The sequence below is a fragment of the Acinetobacter sp. A2 genome (genome assembly GCF_048537555.1).
Taxonomy (GTDB): Bacteria; Pseudomonadota; Gammaproteobacteria; order Pseudomonadales; family Moraxellaceae; genus Acinetobacter.
The window spans coordinates 2,636,502-2,656,146 of the sequence record NZ_CP183239.1 but is presented as its reverse complement, the minus strand read 5'-3'; the positions used below and the strand labels follow the sequence as shown (position 1 = coordinate 2,656,146).

Annotated in this window: 20 protein-coding genes and 2 tRNA genes; 9 read left to right on the top strand and 13 right to left on the bottom strand. The window is 42.6% G+C overall.

Annotated features, from left to right (window positions below):
- Positions 1-56: 56 nt before the first annotated feature.
- Genes ACNS8M_RS12640 through ACNS8M_RS12630 form a run of 3 tightly spaced genes read left to right on the top strand, consistent with a single transcriptional unit; the run spans position 57 to position 2,092 of the window.
- Positions 57-1,007 carry a homoserine kinase gene (locus ACNS8M_RS12640; RefSeq protein ID WP_419224884.1) on the top strand — a complete coding sequence of 317 codons (951 nt, stop codon included), beginning with the start codon at positions 57-59 and terminating at the stop codon, positions 1,005-1,007.
- Positions 1,008-1,017: 10 nt separating this feature from the next.
- Positions 1,018-1,647 carry a DUF1294 domain-containing protein gene (locus ACNS8M_RS12635; protein WP_419224883.1) on the top strand — a complete coding sequence of 210 codons (630 nt, stop codon included), beginning with the start codon at positions 1,018-1,020 and terminating at the stop codon, positions 1,645-1,647.
- Between the two features lie 40 nt (positions 1,648-1,687).
- On the top strand, positions 1,688-2,092 hold the full coding sequence (locus ACNS8M_RS12630; RefSeq protein WP_168419391.1) for a DUF4870 family protein: 405 nt from the start codon (positions 1,688-1,690) through the stop codon (positions 2,090-2,092).
- Between the two features lie 96 nt (positions 2,093-2,188).
- On the opposite strand, the gene ACNS8M_RS12625 is transcribed toward ACNS8M_RS12630, so the two are convergent.
- The 6 genes from ACNS8M_RS12625 to hisB form a co-directional block, all read right to left on the bottom strand.
- Positions 2,189-3,091, bottom strand: a complete 903-nt coding sequence (locus ACNS8M_RS12625; RefSeq protein WP_168542720.1) for a DMT family transporter — start codon at positions 3,089-3,091, stop codon at positions 2,189-2,191.
- A gap of 83 nt (positions 3,092-3,174) precedes the next feature.
- Positions 3,175-3,906, bottom strand: coding sequence for a 1-(5-phosphoribosyl)-5-[(5-phosphoribosylamino)methylideneamino]imidazole-4-carboxamide isomerase (gene hisA / locus ACNS8M_RS12620; RefSeq protein ID WP_168526034.1), 732 nt, complete (start codon positions 3,904-3,906; stop codon positions 3,175-3,177).
- A gap of 67 nt (positions 3,907-3,973) precedes the next feature.
- Positions 3,974-4,651: a 3'-5' exonuclease gene (locus tag ACNS8M_RS12615; RefSeq protein WP_419224882.1), complete on the bottom strand. Its 678-nt coding sequence runs from the start codon at positions 4,649-4,651 to the stop codon at positions 3,974-3,976.
- A gap of 165 nt (positions 4,652-4,816) precedes the next feature.
- Positions 4,817-5,281 carry a DUF805 domain-containing protein gene (locus tag ACNS8M_RS12610; RefSeq protein WP_104852664.1) on the bottom strand — a complete coding sequence of 155 codons (465 nt, stop codon included), beginning with the start codon at positions 5,279-5,281 and terminating at the stop codon, positions 4,817-4,819.
- A gap of 169 nt (positions 5,282-5,450) precedes the next feature.
- Positions 5,451-6,068 carry an imidazole glycerol phosphate synthase subunit HisH gene (gene hisH, locus ACNS8M_RS12605; RefSeq protein ID WP_104852663.1) on the bottom strand — a complete coding sequence of 206 codons (618 nt, stop codon included), beginning with the start codon at positions 6,066-6,068 and terminating at the stop codon, positions 5,451-5,453.
- The gene (gene hisB / locus ACNS8M_RS12600; protein WP_004974403.1) at positions 6,068-6,661 is read right to left on the bottom strand and encodes an imidazoleglycerol-phosphate dehydratase HisB; all 594 of its coding nucleotides are present in this window, start codon (positions 6,659-6,661) and stop codon (positions 6,068-6,070) included. Before hisB ends, hisH begins: the two co-directional genes overlap by 1 nt.
- Before the next feature lie 97 nt (positions 6,662-6,758).
- Here hisB and ACNS8M_RS12595 point away from each other — a divergent pair, with 97 nt between their 5' ends.
- From ACNS8M_RS12595 to ACNS8M_RS12575, 5 genes are all read left to right on the top strand, one after another.
- The gene (locus ACNS8M_RS12595; protein ID WP_004974405.1) at positions 6,759-7,136 is read left to right on the top strand and encodes a GNAT family N-acetyltransferase; all 378 of its coding nucleotides are present in this window, start codon (positions 6,759-6,761) and stop codon (positions 7,134-7,136) included.
- Positions 7,137-7,278: 142 nt separating this feature from the next.
- A tRNA-Phe gene (locus tag ACNS8M_RS12590) sits at positions 7,279-7,354 on the top strand.
- 134 nt (positions 7,355-7,488) lie between these two features.
- Positions 7,489-7,564 (top strand) — tRNA-Phe (locus tag ACNS8M_RS12585).
- 159 nt (positions 7,565-7,723) lie between these two features.
- Positions 7,724-8,458 (top strand): class I SAM-dependent methyltransferase, encoded by a 735-nt coding sequence (locus ACNS8M_RS12580; protein WP_419224881.1) that lies wholly within the window; start codon positions 7,724-7,726, stop codon positions 8,456-8,458.
- 98 nt (positions 8,459-8,556) lie between these two features.
- Complete coding sequence (locus tag ACNS8M_RS12575; protein ID WP_419224880.1) at positions 8,557-8,970, top strand: hypothetical protein; 414 nt, start codon at positions 8,557-8,559, stop codon at positions 8,968-8,970.
- 103 nt (positions 8,971-9,073) lie between these two features.
- Here the strand turns inward: ACNS8M_RS12575 and ACNS8M_RS12570 are convergent, their stop codons facing one another.
- The 3 genes from ACNS8M_RS12570 to ompR form a co-directional block, all read right to left on the bottom strand.
- Complete coding sequence (locus tag ACNS8M_RS12570; RefSeq protein ID WP_419224879.1) at positions 9,074-10,597, bottom strand: acetyl-CoA hydrolase/transferase family protein; 1,524 nt, start codon at positions 10,595-10,597, stop codon at positions 9,074-9,076.
- A gap of 307 nt (positions 10,598-10,904) precedes the next feature.
- Positions 10,905-12,365 carry an ATP-binding protein gene (locus ACNS8M_RS12565; RefSeq protein WP_419224878.1) on the bottom strand — a complete coding sequence of 487 codons (1,461 nt, stop codon included), beginning with the start codon at positions 12,363-12,365 and terminating at the stop codon, positions 10,905-10,907.
- Positions 12,366-12,533: 168 nt separating this feature from the next.
- Positions 12,534-13,298 carry a two-component system response regulator OmpR gene (gene ompR, locus ACNS8M_RS12560; RefSeq protein WP_096901297.1) on the bottom strand — a complete coding sequence of 255 codons (765 nt, stop codon included), beginning with the start codon at positions 13,296-13,298 and terminating at the stop codon, positions 12,534-12,536.
- Positions 13,299-13,645: 347 nt separating this feature from the next.
- Between ompR and ACNS8M_RS12555 the strand changes: the two genes are divergently transcribed.
- Positions 13,646-15,997, top strand: a complete 2,352-nt coding sequence (locus ACNS8M_RS12555) for a Tex family protein (RefSeq protein WP_419224877.1) — start codon at positions 13,646-13,648, stop codon at positions 15,995-15,997.
- A gap of 87 nt (positions 15,998-16,084) precedes the next feature.
- Here the strand turns inward: ACNS8M_RS12555 and ACNS8M_RS12550 are convergent, their stop codons facing one another.
- The 4 genes from ACNS8M_RS12550 to ACNS8M_RS12535 all read right to left on the bottom strand — a co-directional run bounded on the left by ACNS8M_RS12550 (position 16,085) and on the right by ACNS8M_RS12535 (position 19,469).
- Complete coding sequence (locus tag ACNS8M_RS12550) at positions 16,085-16,396, bottom strand: hypothetical protein (protein WP_168460776.1); 312 nt, start codon at positions 16,394-16,396, stop codon at positions 16,085-16,087.
- A gap of 106 nt (positions 16,397-16,502) precedes the next feature.
- On the bottom strand, positions 16,503-16,793 hold the full coding sequence (locus ACNS8M_RS12545; protein ID WP_168460774.1) for a hypothetical protein: 291 nt from the start codon (positions 16,791-16,793) through the stop codon (positions 16,503-16,505).
- 204 nt (positions 16,794-16,997) lie between these two features.
- Positions 16,998-17,885 carry an SDR family NAD(P)-dependent oxidoreductase gene (locus ACNS8M_RS12540; protein ID WP_168460772.1) on the bottom strand — a complete coding sequence of 296 codons (888 nt, stop codon included), beginning with the start codon at positions 17,883-17,885 and terminating at the stop codon, positions 16,998-17,000.
- 306 nt (positions 17,886-18,191) lie between these two features.
- A complete protein-coding gene (locus ACNS8M_RS12535) occupies positions 18,192-19,469 on the bottom strand; it encodes an O-acetylhomoserine aminocarboxypropyltransferase/cysteine synthase family protein (RefSeq protein ID WP_168418898.1) in 1,278 nt (425 codons plus the stop codon).
- Positions 19,470-19,645: the final 176 nt, after the last annotated feature.

The following is a 19,645-nucleotide window of genomic DNA, read 5'->3' as shown; positions in this document are numbered from 1 at the left end:
TGGTAGATGGAGCGGGTATTCTATCAAACTTAGCTCAGGTTTTTCGCAGGTTTTCTATGTCGGTTTATACTCCTTTGACTTTAAAGGAAGTTCAGGTCTTTGCAGCAGCCTATGGATTGGAGGTCTTGGCGCTGATTCCTATTCAAGGTGGTATTCAAAACACCAATTATTTTTTGCGTTGCGACAATCAAAGCGAGTACGTGCTGACCATTTTTGAAGAACTTGACCAACAGGCAGTGGCTGAGTTAATTCCTGTATTGCAGCATTTGGGGCAAACAGGTTTGCCTGTGGCGGTGCCTTTGTCACACTCAGGACAAGCCATTCATCGTTTAAAAGATAAACCTGCGCAAATTGCACCGCGTTTGATTGGACAGCACCCGACCATAGCAAGCGAAGCACAAGTTGCAGCGATTGCCATTGCTCAGGCAAAAATGCATGTGGCTTTGCAGGACTTTAGCTTGCAGCGTGATCATGTGCGTGACCATGCTTATTGGGCCAGTGTTGCACGCCAATTAAAACCGAGTCTGAATGTGGCAGATCAAGCCTTACTTTCCAAGCTACTCGGACTGTATGAGGCCTTGACCGCAGTCTATCCGCAGCGTCCCAAAGGCTTTATCCACTCAGACTTGTTCCGTGACAATACCTTGTTTGCAGACGATCAATTGCAAGGCATTTTAGATTTTTACGAATTAAATCAGGATGAATTGCTGTTTGATATTGCAATTACCCTGAATGATTTTTGTACTGACTTTCCTGAACTGAGTTTAAATGAAAGCAAAGCGATTGCATTTTTAAATGCCTATGAAAGCGTGCGCCCTTTAACTCAGGATGAAAAAGCCTGTTTAGAATTATATTTGGCAATGGCAGCGGGGCGTTTTTGGTTAATGCGTTTACAGGTGGCAGCTAAAAATGCTGCAGAAGGCCGTACAGGAGCTGATATTTTGCAAAAAAATCCGAATGAAATGCGGAATATGCTGATTGAACGCTTAAAGTTTGTGACGGCTTAAGGATACAGAGATGCGTGATCAAGGACGTTTAGTAGAGTGGTTTGATGAGCAGGGTTACGGTTTTATTCAGCCAAATGACCGCCAGAAAGATCGGGTGTTTTTACACATTAAGGATTTTGCTCGTCAGGGGCCGCGTCCAATTGTCGGTTGTGCCTTGGAATATACCGTGACAGTAGATGAATGTGGTCGTTACCGAGCGCAGCAAGCCGTTTATTTAAAAGCTGCACAGACCAAAGCTGCAGCGGCATCTTCTGCGAAAACCAAAACATCCAACAGCACACAAAAAATGCAGCCCATGCAGATGCTATGTGTGGCCTATATTGTTGTTTTAGCTTTGTTGACCATGTTGGGGCTACTAAGCGGAATGTTGTTATTATTCATCAGTTTGATGAATGCGCTGAGTTATTGGCTGTATGCACAAGATAAAGAAGCTGCACAGCAGGGTGGACGTCGTATTCCTGAAAATAATTTGCATATCGTCGCTTTTTTAGGGGGCTGGCCTGCGGCATGGTTGGCACAACAAAAATTACGCCATAAAACACAAAAACAACCCTTTGGTAAGATTTATTTTTGTACAATTTTCTTAAATATCTTACTGATTTTATGGTTTATTTCACCTTTTAATCAGTTGAATATCTAGTTGAGGGTGTTGTTTCCCTAACAGACGAGTCAGGAGCACCATGTCAGATTCAGTCCATCCATACACAGTCGATCAAGACCCACATCGTTTATTGACCATGATTTTATATGTGTTGTATATCGTGGCAATTTTTTCAGCGGGGATATTGGCTGTTATTGCTTTAATCATCAATTATTTAAAACGTGGTGATGTGCAAGGTTCAATTTTTGCCAGTCATTTTACTTGGCAAATTCGTAGCTTTTGGTGGTATTTGGTCTGGAATATCGTGGCATTCATTCCCTTTGTTTTTGTGCTGTTCAGTCAGGATGTACAAGGCTTTGCCAGTATGACACTGTTTGCCACCCTGTTTTGTATCAGCGTGGTGGGGCTGTCATGGTTATGGATTGTTTATCGTGCCATTCGTGGTTTAATTCGGGTGAATGATAATCTGCCGATGTACCATTAAAAATCCTACACTTATTTTAAATCACAACAGCGCTGCAAAGGTCGGGCTGTCGGGATGCCTGTATCAAGTGTTTTAAGGCATGGTTTATGTTCAGGTTTAGGTTTGGGGTTTAGTTTTAGATTTAAAAAGTTTAGGCCGCCATTCACTGATGAATACGCCTAAAACAACCAAAAGCCCACCAAATAATGCCAGAATGGGTAAACGTTCTCCTGCTAAACGCCCAATCAGGGCTGCCCACACCGGTTCACCTGCATAAATAATGGCGGCTTGCGCAGGGTCTACCTGACGTTGTGCCCAGTTCATCACCCATTGAATCAGGGCACTGGCCATCCCCAAACCCAGTAAAACCACAACCAAGGGCAGCCGAAATTCAGGCAGTTGCGTTTCACCTAGCCAAGGTGCAACAGCAAAACACAGCAATGAAGCAAAAGCCAGTTGTAGCAGCGTCACACGTTTTAAATTGACCCGTTTGGCAAAATAACCAATCAAAATAATTTCAAATGCAATCGCAATGGCGCCAATGAGCGTCATGATTTGCCCAAAATTAAATTGCAGCGCACCCAAGCCATTGCCTGTGAGCAATAGCAGTCCCATAAAAGCCAAGACTGCGCCCAGCCAAGTCATAACATGCGGACGCTGACCAAAGCATAACCAGAGCAGCAGCGGCACAAGCGGGACATACAGCGCAGTCAAAAATGCAGATTCACTGCTGCTGATACTTTGTAAACCTATGGTTTGGGTGGCATAACCCAGTGCAATCACAGCACCAATTGTAAAACCTGCAAAAACTTCATATAGGTTGATCGCACTTAAACTACGCCATGACAGCAGTGCAACGGCTAAAGTTGCTGCAGCAAAACGTAAGGCCACAAATAAAATTGGGCTGCTGAAATTCAAGCCATATTGCACCGTAATAAAGGTCGCACCCCAAATCAGCGTGATGAACATTAACGCCAGTTGAGGTGCTTTATGACGCAATGTATGGGTAAGATGAGGCATAGAAATGGATCAAAAATAGGTGAGGAAGAGCAAAAATCAATAAAAAAGAGGTCCGTAGACCTCTTTGAGCATCTCAGAACCAATTACAAGGCTTGTTCATCTAACAGCAATTGCGCTTCACGCAGGCTTAAAGTGCCTTCATAAATTGCACGACCTGTAATAGCGCCTAGAATGCCTGGCTGACCTTTTAAGTTGCGTACGTCATCTAAGTTGGTTACACCACCCGACGCAATCACAGGCAAGCCTGAATATTGCGCCAAGTTCACGGTTTGCTCAACGTTTACACCTTGCATCATGCCGTCACGGGCAATATCGGTATAGACAATGCTAGATACGCCTGCATCGGCAAAACGTTTGGCTAAATCAGTCGCTTTGACGTCAGTCACGTTGGCCCAACCATCGGTTGCCACCATGCCATTCATGGCGTCAATTCCGACAATAATGTGTCCTGCAAACTTTTTGCATGCTTCTTCTACAAAAGCAGGCTCTTGCACGGCTTTAGTGCCAATAATCACGAAAGACACGCCAGCATCTAAATAGTGTTCAATGGTTTCGAGTGAACGAATACCACCACCAATTTGAATTGGAAGCTCAGGTTGTGATTTTGCAATGGCTTCGACCACAGGCTTATGAATTGGCGTACCTGCGAAAGCACCGTTTAAATCGACTAAATGCAAGCGACGCGCGCCTTCATTTACCCAGTGCTGTGCAGTCGCCACTGGATCGTCAGAAAATACAGTATCATCTTCCATACGACCTTGTTTTAAACGAACACACTTGCCATCTTTCAGGTCAATTGCAGGGATGATCAGCATGCTTTCGCTCCTTGCCAAAAACTTAATGAATTCAATCTGTGCATCTTAACAAAGTATTGTTAAATCTCTAAGCATCTGTTGCAGGTTTTGTTTTAGATGGGCGAATCCGCAATTTGAGTGAACTGTTGGGAATGTGATCGGGCAATAAACCTAAACGCCCTAATTCTTCAAATACCAATACAGGTGCGTAGGCATCGGCAGCGGCATAGGCAATTTGCGCTTCGCTAAGTGATTGACGTGCCCAGTTTGAGGTACTAATACTTTTACTTTTGGGAAAATTCACATGAAATAACAAGGCTATGGCATTTTTGAGCCCCAATGGGCTTTTAAAGCCAAAGCTACCAAAACATTTGGATAATTCAATCACGCTATTTAGCTGCATGCCTTTTTTACGAAATAGATGGGCATCATTTTTAAGTCCAAAACCGACTTTAATTTGATCCCGATTGGCAAAAATCGGTTGTAAAAATTGCCAAATATCGGCATTGACCTGAAATAAATAGGCTTTTTCTAGCGTTGCCAGTTGAATTAAATGCGGGCCTGTAGATACTTCACCAACATTAAAGGTGGGTTTGGATTCGGAGTCAAAACCCAAAACGGCTGCGGTTTTTAATTCTGCTTCCACTTCAAGGCATTGTTCCAGCGTTTGAATCAGCATAATCTGCGTGCGGGGCAGATTTTCAAAGCGTGGTAATTGTTGAATTTGCTCAGGGCTTGGCAGGGTGCGCAAACGGGTTTGATCCATAATATTCAAAGCGGTAAAGAAGCCGTTTTAGCCTAAAGAATTTTGCAGAATTTGGCAAAGTCTAAAATATTGAAATATCTCTTTGCTTGAAAATTTTAAAAGTTAAAAAAATAGCCCAAGCGGTGTGGACTATTCTTAAACTTCAAATGGGTATGATTTAGGCTGTTATGCCATAAAGCCAGAAAATAAGCCGCCAAGGATTGCCAAAATAATCAGGACAATGAAAATCCAAGCCAGTACTTTTTCCCAACCTGCGGTTGGACGTGGCGCACCATAGCTATTCTGACGGTCATCGCCCGGGGCAAAGATCAGATATAAACCCAGAATAATATTGACCACAGGCACTAAAATCAGCAAAGACAACCAACCCGTATGATTGCGGTCATGTAGGCGGCGGATGGTAAAAATAAAGCTAAAGTAGAATGCAACGATATAAATAATAACAAGTAAGATCATGCCAATGCCCATAGAGCCTGAGCTTAGATCGACCAAAAGATTAGGTGCAATAATTGCAATGACTAAAATAAGCAGGGTCAGTGCGAAACTGAGTAAGCAGTTCCAAGCTAAAAAAGACATGCGACCAAAACGCCCCGTTGCACTCAGTGCAGAATCTTCTACATATTGACTCATTGTTGTAATTCCTTGGTTTTTAAATTGAGTTAAAATTTTTTTGAATTAAAGGTATAAAAAACGTGCTAATTTTAAACAATAAAATAGCAGATGAAAAGTGAAAAACATTCACGCAAAAATAAAGCCGAGATTCACTCGGCTTTAGAAAAAATTCAGTGCTTTGAAAAACTTAAATTTTCCATTCCACAAAATTTTTAAGTAGCTGTAAGCCCGCAGTATGGCTCTTTTCAGGGTGGAACTGCGTTGCAAACAAGTTATCTTGATGCAGTGCAGTACAGAAGGTCAGACCATAATCACAGGTTGCAGCCACAATGCTGTCATCTTGTGGTTCAACATAGAAACTGTGCACGAAGTAGAAACGCGCGTCTTGTTCAATGTTGTTCCACATTGGGTGGCTCGGGTCATGTTGATGTACCTGATTCCAACCCATGTGCGGTACTTTTAAGCCTTCCACTTCTGGAAAGCGTTTAACCGTACCAGCAAAAATACCCAACGCATCTGCACCGCCATTTTCTTCAGAACGTTGCATCAAGGCTTGCATGCCCACACAAATGGCGAGTACAGGCTTATTAAAGACTGCATTACGTACCACCTCATCAATTCCTGCTTCATGCATGCCCTGCATACAGTCACGCATGGCACCCACGCCAGGAAAGACGATTTTATCGGCTTGTGCAATCAGTTTTGGATCATTGGTGACATCCACCGTGGCACCCACATGCTCTAAAGCTTTGGCTGCCGAGTGTAAATTTCCCATGCCATAGTCAAGAAGGGCAATTCGGGTCATTAGAGTGTCCCTTTGGTCGAAGCCACAGTATTTTCAGCACGTGGGTCTACTTCACATGCCATGCGTAAAGCACGTGCAAATGCTTTAAATACGCTTTCAATTTGGTGGTGGCTGTTTTTGCCTTTAAGATTGTCAATGTGCAGCGTCATTAACGCGTGGTTGACAAAGCCTTGGAAGAATTCTGAGAATAAATCTACATCAAAGCTACCAATGCGCGCACGGGTAAATGGAATATCCATAAATAAACCTGGACGGCCTGATAAATCCACCACGACACGGCTTAAAGATTCGTCGAGCGGTGCATAAAAGTGACCGTAGCGTTTTAAACCTTTTTTATCACCCAAGGCTTGAGCAAAAGCTTGTCCAAGCGTGATCCCGCAGTCTTCTACGGTGTGGTGATCATCAATTTCCAAGTCGCCATCACAATGAATATCAATATCAAACAAACCATGTCGCTTGATTTGATCAATCATATGGTCTAAAAATGGAATGCCAGTATTGAGTGTGCCTTGACCCGTACCGTCCAGATTCACACGAACTCGAATTTTAGTTTCGTTGGTATTTCTTACCACTTCACTGATACGTTGGGTCATAGACACGTTCCTCAAAAAACGTCAAAAATGATTGATGTAAATATGTTTTCGCTGTGACGAAGTCTCAGCATATTAGATTGCTCAGGAGGGTTAATCAATGCCTATTACCGTACATGCCTATACTTCACTAGAAAATAACGAAGTGCGCAGCCAGCTTGAGCGACTGTATGATACCAGCCCTGAGTTTGGCGATGGGCAAGATGCGGTAAGCCAACTTGAGCAGAACTTAGCTCAGTATACCCTACTTTACACGGCAGAATTTAATACTAAAGTGATTGGGGCGATTTGGTGCACGGGACAAGAGGACAGTCGGACGCTTGAATATATCGTGGTACATCCTGCAAACCGTGGGCGAGGGGTGGCAGACCGTTTGGTGAGTGAGGTATGCCGTATGGAAGAAGCCAAAGGGGTGCAGCATTTCCAGCCGGGTTGTGGCGCAATTCACCGTTGTTTGGCGCATTTGGGCAAGTTGTGAGTCGGTATAGACACTCAGTCTATTATATAGGGTGATTTTTCATCAAAATAATCTTGGTTTTGCTGTAAAAGTAAACATTTGCACTGAAAAGCAAAAAAGACTATTGACGATTTATCACTGAAACTGTTTAATACGCGTCATTGGCGTGATAGCTCAGTCGGTAGAGCAACGGATTGAAAATCCGTGTGTCCCCAGTTCGATCCTGGGTCTCGCCACCATATTCAAAACGATTTAACGTTTTCAATCCCTGATCCCATCAGGGATTTTTTTTGCATAAAATTTATGCGATCAAATAAAAAAGTCATGATTTATATTGACTATTCAGCCGAGATACGGCTTAATACACGGCATTGGCGTGATAGCTCAGTCGGTAGAGCAACGGATTGAAAATCCGTGTGTCCCCAGTTCGATCCTGGGTCTCGCCACCATATTCAAAAAGCCTCAAACACTGTTTGAGGCTTTTTTTATGCCTAAATAAAAATGTTGAATACAAATCGGCGCTCTCTCGCTTCATCCAAAGTAAACACTACTCATTTTAAAAGCTGTATTAGAATCAAATGGTCAGGGTCAGGGTGAGTGAGTGCAGCATGAAAGATTTATTCTCGCAGGGTAGTGCGTTGTATCATCAGGCGCGTCCACAGTATTCAACAGAAATCGTCGATACGATTTTGCAGCATGTACCCGAGCGCTGTTTGGCGTGGGACTGTGGTGCAGGTTCTGGGCAGTTTACCCAGTTATTGGTACCACATTTTCAGCAGATTTTAGCCACAGATTTAAGTCAAGCACAGTTGGATTTGGCACCGCAGTGGGCAAATGTGAGTTATCGTACCTGCTTGGCGCAAGACAGTGGATTGGCGGATGCAAGTGTAGATTTAATTACGGTCGCACAAGCGATTCACTGGTTCGACTTTGATGCTTTTTATGCCGAAGTACATCGGGTACTAAAACCCAGTGGTGTGTTTGCTGCGGTGGGCTATGGTCTGATTCAGGTAGAAGATAAGGCAGTGAATACTGAAATTCAGCGCTTGTATGCTCAGACTTTAAAGGGCTATTGGGATGCCGAGCGCCGTTATATTGATGACTTATACCGCACAATTCCTTTTCCATTCCAAGAAATAGTCACGCCTGAACTTTGCCTGAAATATTGTTGGTCGGCAGCTCAGCTGTTGGATTATTTAAATACTTGGTCGGGGCTGCAGCATTATTTAAAGCAGCATACAGAAACGCCTTTGCTTGAACTACAGCAATTGTTACGGCAGCAGCCTACTCAGGTGTTTGGTATTCAGTTCCCCGTGTTGCTGCGTTTAGGTCGTTTGGCATAAAAAAGCACTGCTTTTAAATCGCTTGGCAAGTATCATAAAAGCTCGGTGAAAAAGGATGTTTCTCCACATGTGTAATCTTGAAATGTGTGAGGTGTCCAATGTCAAAATATTCTCTCCCTCTCTTATTTAGCTTTGCGCTGTGCCTGCCTGCGCTTTCATCTGCCAACGAAGATGTTCAATCTTTGAAGCTGTTGGATGATCATGCATTAAGTACAGAATATGCGCAATTAAACTCACTCAGTGTTTTGCAAGATCAATATCGTTTTACTGCGCAAGATGTGGTGAAACAAGCATTGGATGAGCAAGACTTGGGTCAGCATTTGGGTCTTTCGCATACAACACTTGCCGATTTGAGTACACGTTTTTATACCAATGCACAGGGTCAAACAGTGCTGCAAATTCAGCGTGATGTGGTGTCTTTAGGTGTGATTGAAACCACACTCAGTGTGGATGGTTTGCGTCAATTGGGACAGCATTTTATAGATGAGTTTAAAGTGTTGGCATTTGAGTAAATCAGCGCTGTTGTCAGAAAAGATATTGTTGTGATTATTTGAGAGATAAAAAACGCCCTGAATGAATCAGGGCGTTTTTTAATTTTCGTTTGTTACACAGACATTAAGCTGGTTGAGCCGCTTCTTGTTGTGCAGGTGTCAACATGTGACCGTGTTCTTCAAAGTTTGCATGCCAAGACAATGCTTCACGAAGTAGGTGAGGAGTATGACCACCTTTTTCACATGCACGCTCGAAGTAGTCATTCAAGGCATTGCGGTACATTGGGTGTACACAGTTGTCGATAATTGCACGAGCACGTTCACGTGGTGCAAGACCGCGTAAGTCTGCTAAACCTTGTTCAGTTACCAAAATGTCAACGTCGTGTTCGTTGTGGTCTACGTGTGCAGCCATCGGAACGATAGATGAGATGTCACCGCCTTTCGCAATTGACTTGGTTACGAAAATTGCCAAGTGTGCGTTACGTGCGAAGTCACCTGAACCACCAATACCGTTCATCATTTTGGTACCGCATACGTGGGTTGAGTTCACGTTACCGTAAATATCAAACTCAAGTGCAGTGTTAATACCAATGATGCCTAAACGACGTACTAACTCAGGGAAGTTAGAAATTTCTTGTGGACGTAAAATGAATTTGTCTTTGTAGTGTGAAAGATTGCCAAATACGCGATCGCCACATTTTTCAGACAAAGTCATTGAACAGCCAGAAGCGAACTTCATTTTGCCTGCATCAATCAATTCAAAGGTACAGTCTTGAAGTACTTCTGAGTACATGACCAAGTCTTCAAAGTTAGAGTGTTTGAAGCCTGTTAATACTGCGTTTGCAATTGAACCGATACCTGCTTGTAATGGCGCTAGGTTTTTCGGTAAACGACCTTGTGCAACTTCATTTTCAAAGAATGCGATCAAGTGATCTGCAATGGCTTGAGTTTCGTCATCTGGATCAGTCACGTTAGATGGAGAGTCAAGCAAAGTATCGTTAAATACAATACCTACAACTTTCGCTGGGTCTAACTGAATACCTTTGGTACCAATGCGTTGGTCAACGTGAGTTAACGGTACTGGACCACGTGTTGGGCGTGTTTCAGGAATATAAATATCGTGTAGACCTTCAAATTCTGTGCTTACCGTAGTGTTGATTTCAATAATGACTTTATCTGCAAATTCAACAAAGCTTGCAGAGTTACCTACAGAAGTTGTTGGAATAATTAAGCTGTCTTCAGTAATTGCTACTGCTTCAACAATAGCGATGTCTGGGCGTTTAAGCGTATTGTTACGCATTTGCTCAACAGTTTCAGACAAGTGCTGGTCAATAAACATAACTTGACCTTGGTTAATTGCTTTACGCAAAGTGTTGTCTACTTGGAACGGCATACGACGTGCCAAAACACCTGCTTCAGTCAATTGCTTGTCTAAATCGTTACCTAGACTTGCACCTGTAATTAAATCAATTTTTAAAGGATTGGTTTTTGCACGTGCAACCAATGCAAGTGGAACTGCTTTTGCTTCACCCGCACGAGTAAAGCCACTCATACCTACGGTCATACCATCTTGAACGAATTCAGCAGCTTGTTCTGCGCTGATTACTTTGTCGTGGAGGGAGGCTAAACGGATGCGATCTAAAGACATGGTGAACTCTCGTAAAATACTAAACTGATACCGATTGTACCGATCAAAAAAGGTATTTTGCATAGGTGTTAGGCTAAGGTCTAATTTTTTGCCTAAATGGTGGTATAAAAATATTAAATAATATATAAATTATTGAATTTAATAGTTTATTTGTATATCACTTGATAAGTATAAAAATTTATTTGATATATTTTTATACAATTTTGATATGCGCTGTGAGAAGTTTTTGCTTTGATCGCACTTCAGATTTGCTGTTGGTCTGAATTTGGTATATAGCCATTTCAACAGCATACAAAGCTGAGGGCAATTAAAAGTGCTCGCTCAGGCTTTGTTTGATTTTTTCCAGTGTGCCAAGGCTATTTTTTTCCTCAACCTGTTCGGGTTGTAGTGGTAGGGTAATAATGGCTTCTAATCCACCTTGTTCGCGGTTTTGAATGGTTAGTTCGCCCTGATGAATATCGACAATACGTTTTACAATTGCCAAGCCTAAACCACTGCCTTGTACGGTGCGCGCTTCATTGCCACGTACAAACGGCTGCATTAAATCTGCAATCTGGTCTTCAGGAATTCCTGTGCCGTTGTCGGCAACACTAATCCGAATCTGATCCTCCAGCACTTCTGCAGAAAGTTCAATGGGTTCTGCACCATAGCGTTTGGAGTTGTTAATTAAATTACCAATCAGACGTTTCAGTGACAAACTACGCACATGAATTAGAGGTAATTCCTGTGCGGTATAGCGTATATCCAAAGGTTTAAATTGAATAATCAGTTCCTGCAACAACACATTTAAATCTGTTTCTTGTAATTCTTCATCGGAACCATCACGCATATAAGAAATGAATTGATTCAAAATCGCATCCATATCTTCTACATCGTAAATTAAGCCCTCTTTTAAAAAGTCTTCATCGGGCATCATTTCAGCACTTAAACGAATTCGTGTGAGAGGCGTGCGCAGGTCATGAGAAATACCCGCCAGCATGATCCGACGATCACGTTCAGTCTGCTCCAAGGTATAAATCATTTGGTTAAAGGCTTGATTGACCTCACGAATTTCTTGTGGGCCGTGATTGGTTTCCAAATAGGGTGCTTTGCCTGTTTTACTGTAGCTATTGGCAGCATTTTGCAGACGACGCAAAGGGCGGTTTAGCTGGCGCACCAAAGTTAAAATAATCGCGGCTGCGAAAAGCGGGATACCTAAAAGCCAGCCAAACACCAGTTCAGGACTGTAGTTGGCATAGGTTTTTAGCGGCTCACGTACCCAGTTGCCATTCATTTCTGGGGTTTGAATCCAAATACGAGGGCTTGGCTTAAACTGGAAATATACTGTGACATCCTGCATTTTTAATTCAGTTGCCAGTTTTTTTTCAATTTGTCGGGTAAAAAATTCGGCAATGACTTTTTCCCGTACATTCGGATACTCACGTGGATCGGTCACATATTCAATCCCGACCCGATTTTTTAGCCAAGCATCTACATCAACTTCGGCTTCATTATGAAAAATGCGTAAATCAGGATTATTTAAAATTTCCAGCTCAACTGCTAAATAGCGTGCATGCTGTTGAATTTCAGGTAAATACAAAGTGCGCCAAAAGAACCACAACGACATAAACAGACTGAATAGCACCACAAAAACCACCAGTACCGCAGTGCGCATAGCGGCAGAACGTGGTTTGATTTTGTCTAAAAAACGCTCCCAGCGGGTACGTTTCTTTTCAGAATACGCCACATAATCGGTAAATTCTTGTGGGTCGATGGGTTCGAGTTTCACATCTTGTCCTGTGGCAGAGGTTGTAAAGCGAATTTGGTGAGTGAAATTTTATGATGAATATACTTTTTATTGGAATGTCTATTCTTTAAATCTTGTACAATGATCAGTATGTATAAATTTTGATCATTGTGTGAAGATGTGAGGCTAAAGCCTCACATCATTTCTAACTTATTCCGCACCATCTGGAACAAATACATAACCTACCCCCCAAACCGTTTGAATATAACGCGCACGAGCAGGGTTTTCTTCAATTAAACGACGTAAACGAGAAACTTGAACATCAATCGAGCGTTCCATCGCACCCCATTCACGGCCACGTGCCAAATTCATCAATTTGTCACGGGTCAAAGGTTCGCGTGGGTGTTGTACCAAAGCTTTGAGTACCGCGAATTCACCTGTAGTCAGTGTTACAACTTGACCTTCACGCGTTAAAGTACGGGTCGATAAATCTAGCGACCATGGGCCAAAACCGACCACTTCCATTTGCTGACTTGGTGCACCCGGTACTTCTCGCACTTGACGACGCAATACGGCACGAATACGTGCTAACAGCTCGTTTGGATTAAATGGTTTTGGCAAATAATCATCTGCACCTGCTTCAAGTCCTGCAATACGGTCTGAATCACTGCCGCGAGCGGTCAGCATAATAATTGGCGTATCGATGTTGGACTGACGTAAACGACGGCAAATACTTAAACCATCTTCTACAGGCAGCATAAAATCCAGTACGATTAAAGAGAACAGTTCACGCTGTAACAAACGATCCATTTGCGTTGCATCGTGGGCGGTTTTAACCACAAATCCCTTATCTTCCAAGAAACGTTGTAACAGGGTACGTAAACGCACATCATCATCCACAACGAGAATGCGTTCGACGCGGTCAGTTTCGGTGTGTACGGCATCTGTTTTTTCAGCAGGTACAACTAAACTCATGATGTGCTCCTTTATTCTTTATTGTCATCGTAAACAAAAAGTTGAGTTGGCTTTGAGTATACGATTCATTTGTATCTATTGCCTATGTTCTAAAGCAACAAATATTGCAGATAAAATCAAGACATAGATACCAAATATATACAGCATTCCTGTGTGAAAATCTGACATATTTGCCCGTTTCAGTCTAACATGGGCCTGAATTTTATTTAGATTTATAAAATTTTCCCGAATTGGCAAAAATCGCCAAAACACCACCATTTATAAAATTCATAAAACAATTGTGGATTTTATAGTCTTGGTCTTTATAATCATGGCTTTTAGTACTTATCCTTGTAGGATCACACACGATGACTGACTTAGTTCAGCAGTTAGCAAAAGAACTTGCCGTACGACCAAATCAAGTAGAAGCTGCCATCAAACTTATTGATGAAGGTGCTAGCGTTCCATTTATTGCACGTTACCGTAAAGAAGTGACGCAAGGTTTAGATGACACGCAGCTACGTCAGCTCGATACACGTTTATCGTATTTACGTGATTTATATGAGCGTCGCGAAAAAGTAATAGAATCACTCAAAGAACAAGATAAATTATCTGATGATTTATTGGCACGGGTAAACGCTGCTGAAACCAAAAATGCCTTAGAAGAAATTTATGCGCCTTACCGTCCTAAACGTACTAGTAAATCGTTTAAAGCCAAAGAAGCAGGTTTAGGTCCAATTGCAGCGCGAATTTTTGCAGAACAAGTCGAGCCAAGCGAAGCTTTAGCAGGCTTTAGCCATGCAGACTATCCAGATGTAGACAGTCAGCTAGATGCTGTGCAACACATTCTAATTGATGAATGGGCACAAAATATTGCCTTGACCACCGAATTAAAAGAAATTTTTGCCAAAACAGCGGTATTAAAAAGCTTGGTTGCTTCTGATGAGAAAAAAGAAGTGGGCAAAAAATTCCGCGATTACTTTGATTTTTCAGAAAACCTGAACAAAGTGCCATCCCATCGTTTATTGGCGATGTTGCGTGGTCGCCAAGAAAACGTCTTGGGCTTAAAAGTTGATGGTGAAGACAGTGCACCTTTGGCACGTATTGAAACTGAATATAATTTAGATCAGATTCAGCCGCAAGCACGTCAGGACTTTTTAAAACAAACGGCAAAATTGTTCTGGTTGGGCAAAGTACGTCCACAAATCGAACATTCATTATTGACTGAAAAACGTTTGGCTGCCGAAGCCGAAGCGATGGATGTCTTTGCAGAAAACTTGCGTCATTTATTGCTTTCTGCACCTGCAGGTGCACGATGTACGCTAGGCGTTGACCCTGGTATCCGTACAGGTGTGAAACTGGCAGTCGTGAATCAATCTGGCGATGTGGTTGCACATAGCACAGTTTATCCATTTGCACCAAAAGAAGATAAAGCGGGTGCGATTGAAGAACTTGCGCGTTTATGCCGTGAACACAATGTCGATTTAATTGCGATTGGTAATGGTACAGCGAGCCGTGAAACTGAAGCAGTTGTGGCTGAAATGATGGCTGCACACAGTGATTTGAAACTGACGCGCGTGTCTGTGTCTGAAGCGGGTGCATCGGTGTATTCGGCTTCTGAATTGGCTTCACAAGAATTACCAGAGCTAGATGTGTCGATTCGTGGTGCAGTGTCTATTGCCCGCCGTTTACAAGACCCATTGGCTGAATTGGTTAAAATTGATCCGAAATCGATTGGTGTGGGTCAGTATCAACACGACGTAAATCAGGCAGGTTTGGCAAAAACACTGGAAGCCGTGGTTGAAGACTGTGTGAACTCGGTGGGTGTAGATGTGAATACCGCATCTTCAGCAATTCTGGGTTATATCGCGGGTTTGAATAAATCAATTGCACAGCAAATTGTAGATTACCGTAAAGAGCATGGTCGTTTTGATAACCGCCAAGCCTTGAAAAATGTACCACGCTTAGGCGAACGTACCTTTGAGCAAGCGGCTGGTTTCTTGCGTATTCAAGCCGGTTCTGAGCCTTTAGATGCCTCTGCTGTTCACCCAGAATCTTATGGTTTGGTGGAAAAAATCGTTGCAGCGAAAGCGACGACAGTTAAGGATATTATTGGCAATACCGAAATTATCCGTTCGGTGAATGCGGAAGAATTTGTAGATGAGCAAGTCGGTTTACCAACGATTCAGGATGTCTTATCTGAATTGGAAAAACCAGGTCGTGACCCTCGTCCTGAATTCCGTACTGCAAAATTCCGTGAAGATGTGACTGAAGTGGCACAGTTGACTGAAGGCATGCAGCTTGAAGGCGTGGTGACCAATGTAACCAACTTCGGTGCTTTTGTGGATGTGGGTGTGCATCAGGATGGTTTGGTGCATATTTCTGAATTGGCCAATGAATTTGTGGCCGATCCGCATAAAGTGGTGAAACCAGGTCAAATTGTTCAAGTGCGTGTGTTACAGGTTGATGTAGAGCGTAACCGTGTAAACTTGTCGATGCGTCCAGAAGGTTCGGCTGCACCTGTTAAAGCGGCACGTACGCCACGTCGTGATCAAGAGCAACGTACAGAGCGTAAGCCGCAGGCGAAACGTCCGCAGCAGTCGCGCCCTCAGGCGGATCGCCCACAGGCTAAAAAGCCACAAGCTGCTAAACCACAAGAGAATAAAATTGGTGGTTTAGGTGCCTTGTTGTTACAAGCAGGGCTTAAAGGTTCAAAGTAATCTTTAATTACCCCAACAAAAAGCTCCCGAATTGAGGGAGCTTTTTGTTTTACAGCTAATTTTTAGCTGTAGATTTTTAAATTCAATTTATATCAACGGCACAATCCAACTCACTAAAATGAGCATAATTCCCAAATGCCCAAGTTTACGTGTGACGGCCACTAATTTAGAGGGCGGTGCTTCAAGTTGGCGGGCATATTCCTGAAGGCTTAAACCTTGTGAAGCTTTACTGCTAAATAAAAATACGCCCAAATCAATACAAATTAAAATCGTGCCGATATCTGCAACAATTTCCAGTAGTTCATATTCTTGCTGATAAAGCGCCATTGCAACCTGATAACTCAGAAACAAGGCAAAGGCAAAACAGCCATATTGTAAAATGAGGGCTAGGGCTCGCATAATTCATTCAAACGACTTAAAACAGCTGTGTTATAGCATAAAACAATCCATCAATTGAATGTTTTGTCGGATTACACGTGGTGGTTTAGATTGTTGGAGGAATGTTTTAAGCCATCCAGCTTTGCACAATAAAACAGGTAGCAATACTGCTTGCTGCCAATTTAGAACACAGATAAGCATAGTCTGTTGGAGCATCTGCTTGTGTTGCAGAGCTTGCAGGAACAGAAGTTGTAAGTCGACTGCGATAGCCGAGCTCCGATAGCACCACAATTAAACCTGCCAAAGTAATCACTTGGAAAATATTTATAGGATTGTGCATCAGCTCAGCATATAAGTGGTAGGCGCTCAAAGCCGCAGCAGAAAAACAAAACAGCTTAAAAAAATACAGTGTTTTCATTTTATTGTCCCTTTCATTCTTGCACTTATTGTGATGTTGCTTTCTTAAGCCAAGATTAAAATTTGCTTAAATTTGCATGAAAACAAAGCTTGAAACCATTCAAGAACTGTTGAATTGATGTTGTGGTATTGCAAGGGATGTAAAAATGAAGCCATAAAATAGGCGACCGATTGGTCGCCTAAATTCAAATTTGAGCAGGTTGAATTACCAGTGTTCACCTGGGAATAAACGCGCATACGCTTTTTGTACCCAGTTGAGTTTTTGCTGTTCGCCGACTGAAGCGGTTGAACTCGGGAACAGGTTATAACCAATTGACATGAGTTTGTTGTTGATGTCTGGTGCAATTGCATAAGTGATTGAAGCCAAACGACCCAGATGTGTCGCAATTTTCTTCGGACGTTTCACAATTGCATAAGCAATTAAATCTGCAGCTTGTTCAGGTGAAAGCGTTGGCACGTATTTATAAATTTTAGTTGGTGCAATCATTGGGGTACGCACCAATGGCATATACACCGAAGTAATTGCAATTTTATGCGTATGCGCTTCTGCAGATAGACAGCGACTAAATGCGTCTAGCGCAGCTTTAGATGCAACATAAGCAGAGAAGCGAGTTGCGTTGGCCAATACACCAATCGAGCTGATATTGATGATATGGCCATCTTTACGATGCATCATCTGCGGTAAAATATTTAGCACCAAACGTACCGCGCCAAAATAGTTCAATTGCATGGTACGTTCAAAGTCGTGGAAACGGTCAACCGATTCGTGTACTGCACGACGGATTGAACGACCTGCATTGTTAATCAGAATATCAATATGGTCGACTGAAGCAAGAATCTGTTGTGATACTGCATCAATCGATTGCATATCGTTTAGGTCGCAAGGGAAAACCGAAGCTTTACCTCCACGGGCTTCAATTTCAGCTTTGACTTGTTCTAAGGTTTCCTGAGTACGTGCAACTAAAAGCACATGCGCACCCGCATCGGCCAGTTTATGTGCCACTGTTAAACCGATACCACTTGATGCACCTGTAATAAGGGCAACTTTACCATTTACACGCTTTTGAAAAAGTTTCTCTAATTTTGGCTTCACGCTAATATTCCTGATTTAAGTTCCCAGATTGTCGTTTTTATTGAGATTGCTCATCCAAATCCTACCGTGATCTGGACTAATTTACTTGGCTTTATGATAGCCGATTGTGTAAAAAAAGCTATGAAATAAGTGATTGAATTTTCAGATGAATTTAGAGTAATTGCTCTATTTTAATACGCTGGCTATTCTTATTTTTACCATGAAATAAAGCTAATGCAAAGACATTCAAGGAAAAATTAAAATAAAAAGGCATCCTGTTGAAATAAATCAGCAGGATGCCAGTATAAAACTTGAACTGATGAGTTTTTATACAGCAGCGAGAGCCTGTTCCAAATCGGCAATTAAGTCATCGGCATGTTCAATCCCGATAGATAAACGCACCATATCTTCACTTACGCCTGCGGCTTTCAGTTCATCGGCATTTAGCTGACGGTGTGTGGTGGTCGCAGGGTGGCATGCTAAGCTCTTGGCATCACCAATATTTACCAAACGAGTGAACAGTTGTAAGGCATCAATAAAGCGGGTGCCACCTTCACGGCCATCTTGTACACCAAAAGACAGAATTGCCGATGGCTTGCCTTTTACGTATTTTTGCGCCAATGCATGTTGAGGGTGGTCTTTTAAACCTGCGTAATTGACCCATTTTACTTTTGGATGAGCCTGTAAATATTCCGCTACTTTTTGCGCATTTTCGGTATGGCGTTCCATGCGCAAGCTTAGGGTTTCTAGGCCTTGCAAAATCAGGAATACGTTGTGCGGGCTAATGGCTGCACCTGTGTTGCGTAGTGGTACTACACGTGCACGTGCGATATAAGCTGCAGCACCTAAGGCTTCTACATAATTGACACCGTGATAGCTTGGGTCTGGTGTGTTGAGTGCTTTAAAGCGTTCAGGATATTTGCCCCAAGGGAATTTACCGCTATCGACAATAATGCCACCAATAGAGGTACCATGACCGCCAATATATTTGGTCAGTGAGTGGATGATGATATCTGCACCGAAATCAAATGATTTTTGCAATACAGGCGTGGCCACAGTGTTATCTACCACTACAGGAATACCGTATTCGTGTGCAATTTTGGCAATCGCCTCAAGGTCAATAATATTGCCCAGTGGGTTACCAATTGACTCTACAAATACCAGTTTGGTTTTGTCATCAATCAAGTCACGCAGTGCTTCTGGATTCTGATAATCGAAGAAACGCACTTCAATGCCTTGTTTTGGCAAAGTATGAGCAAATAAGTTGTATGTCCCGCCATATAAAGTCGATACTGAAGCAATGTTGTCACCTGCTTCGGTAATGGTCTGAATCGCATAAGTAATAGCAGCCATACCTGATGCCAAAGCCAAGGCGCCAATCCCGCCTTCAAGTGCAGCAACACGTTGCTCCAACACCGCAGTGGTCGGGTTCATAATACGGGTATAAATGTTGCCTTGTACTTTTAAATCGAATAAATCGGCACCATGTTGTGTATTATCAAAGGCATACGATGTAGTTTGATAAATTGGTACAGCTACTGCTTTGGTGGTCGGTTCTGGGCTGTATCCTGCATGAATCGCCAAGGTTTCGTCTTTATAGGTCATGTTTACTTCATCTTCGTGAGTTAAATTGGCTTGAGTCTAGCATTTTTTAATATGAAAGAAAGCGTCAAAATATTGCAATATTTAGCGTGAAAGTTGATATAGCACTTAAGTAGATGGGCGGGCTGCAAGCTTAAAGACAGAGTTGTAACAAAGCGTGCAAGATGTTTGGGGTGTCT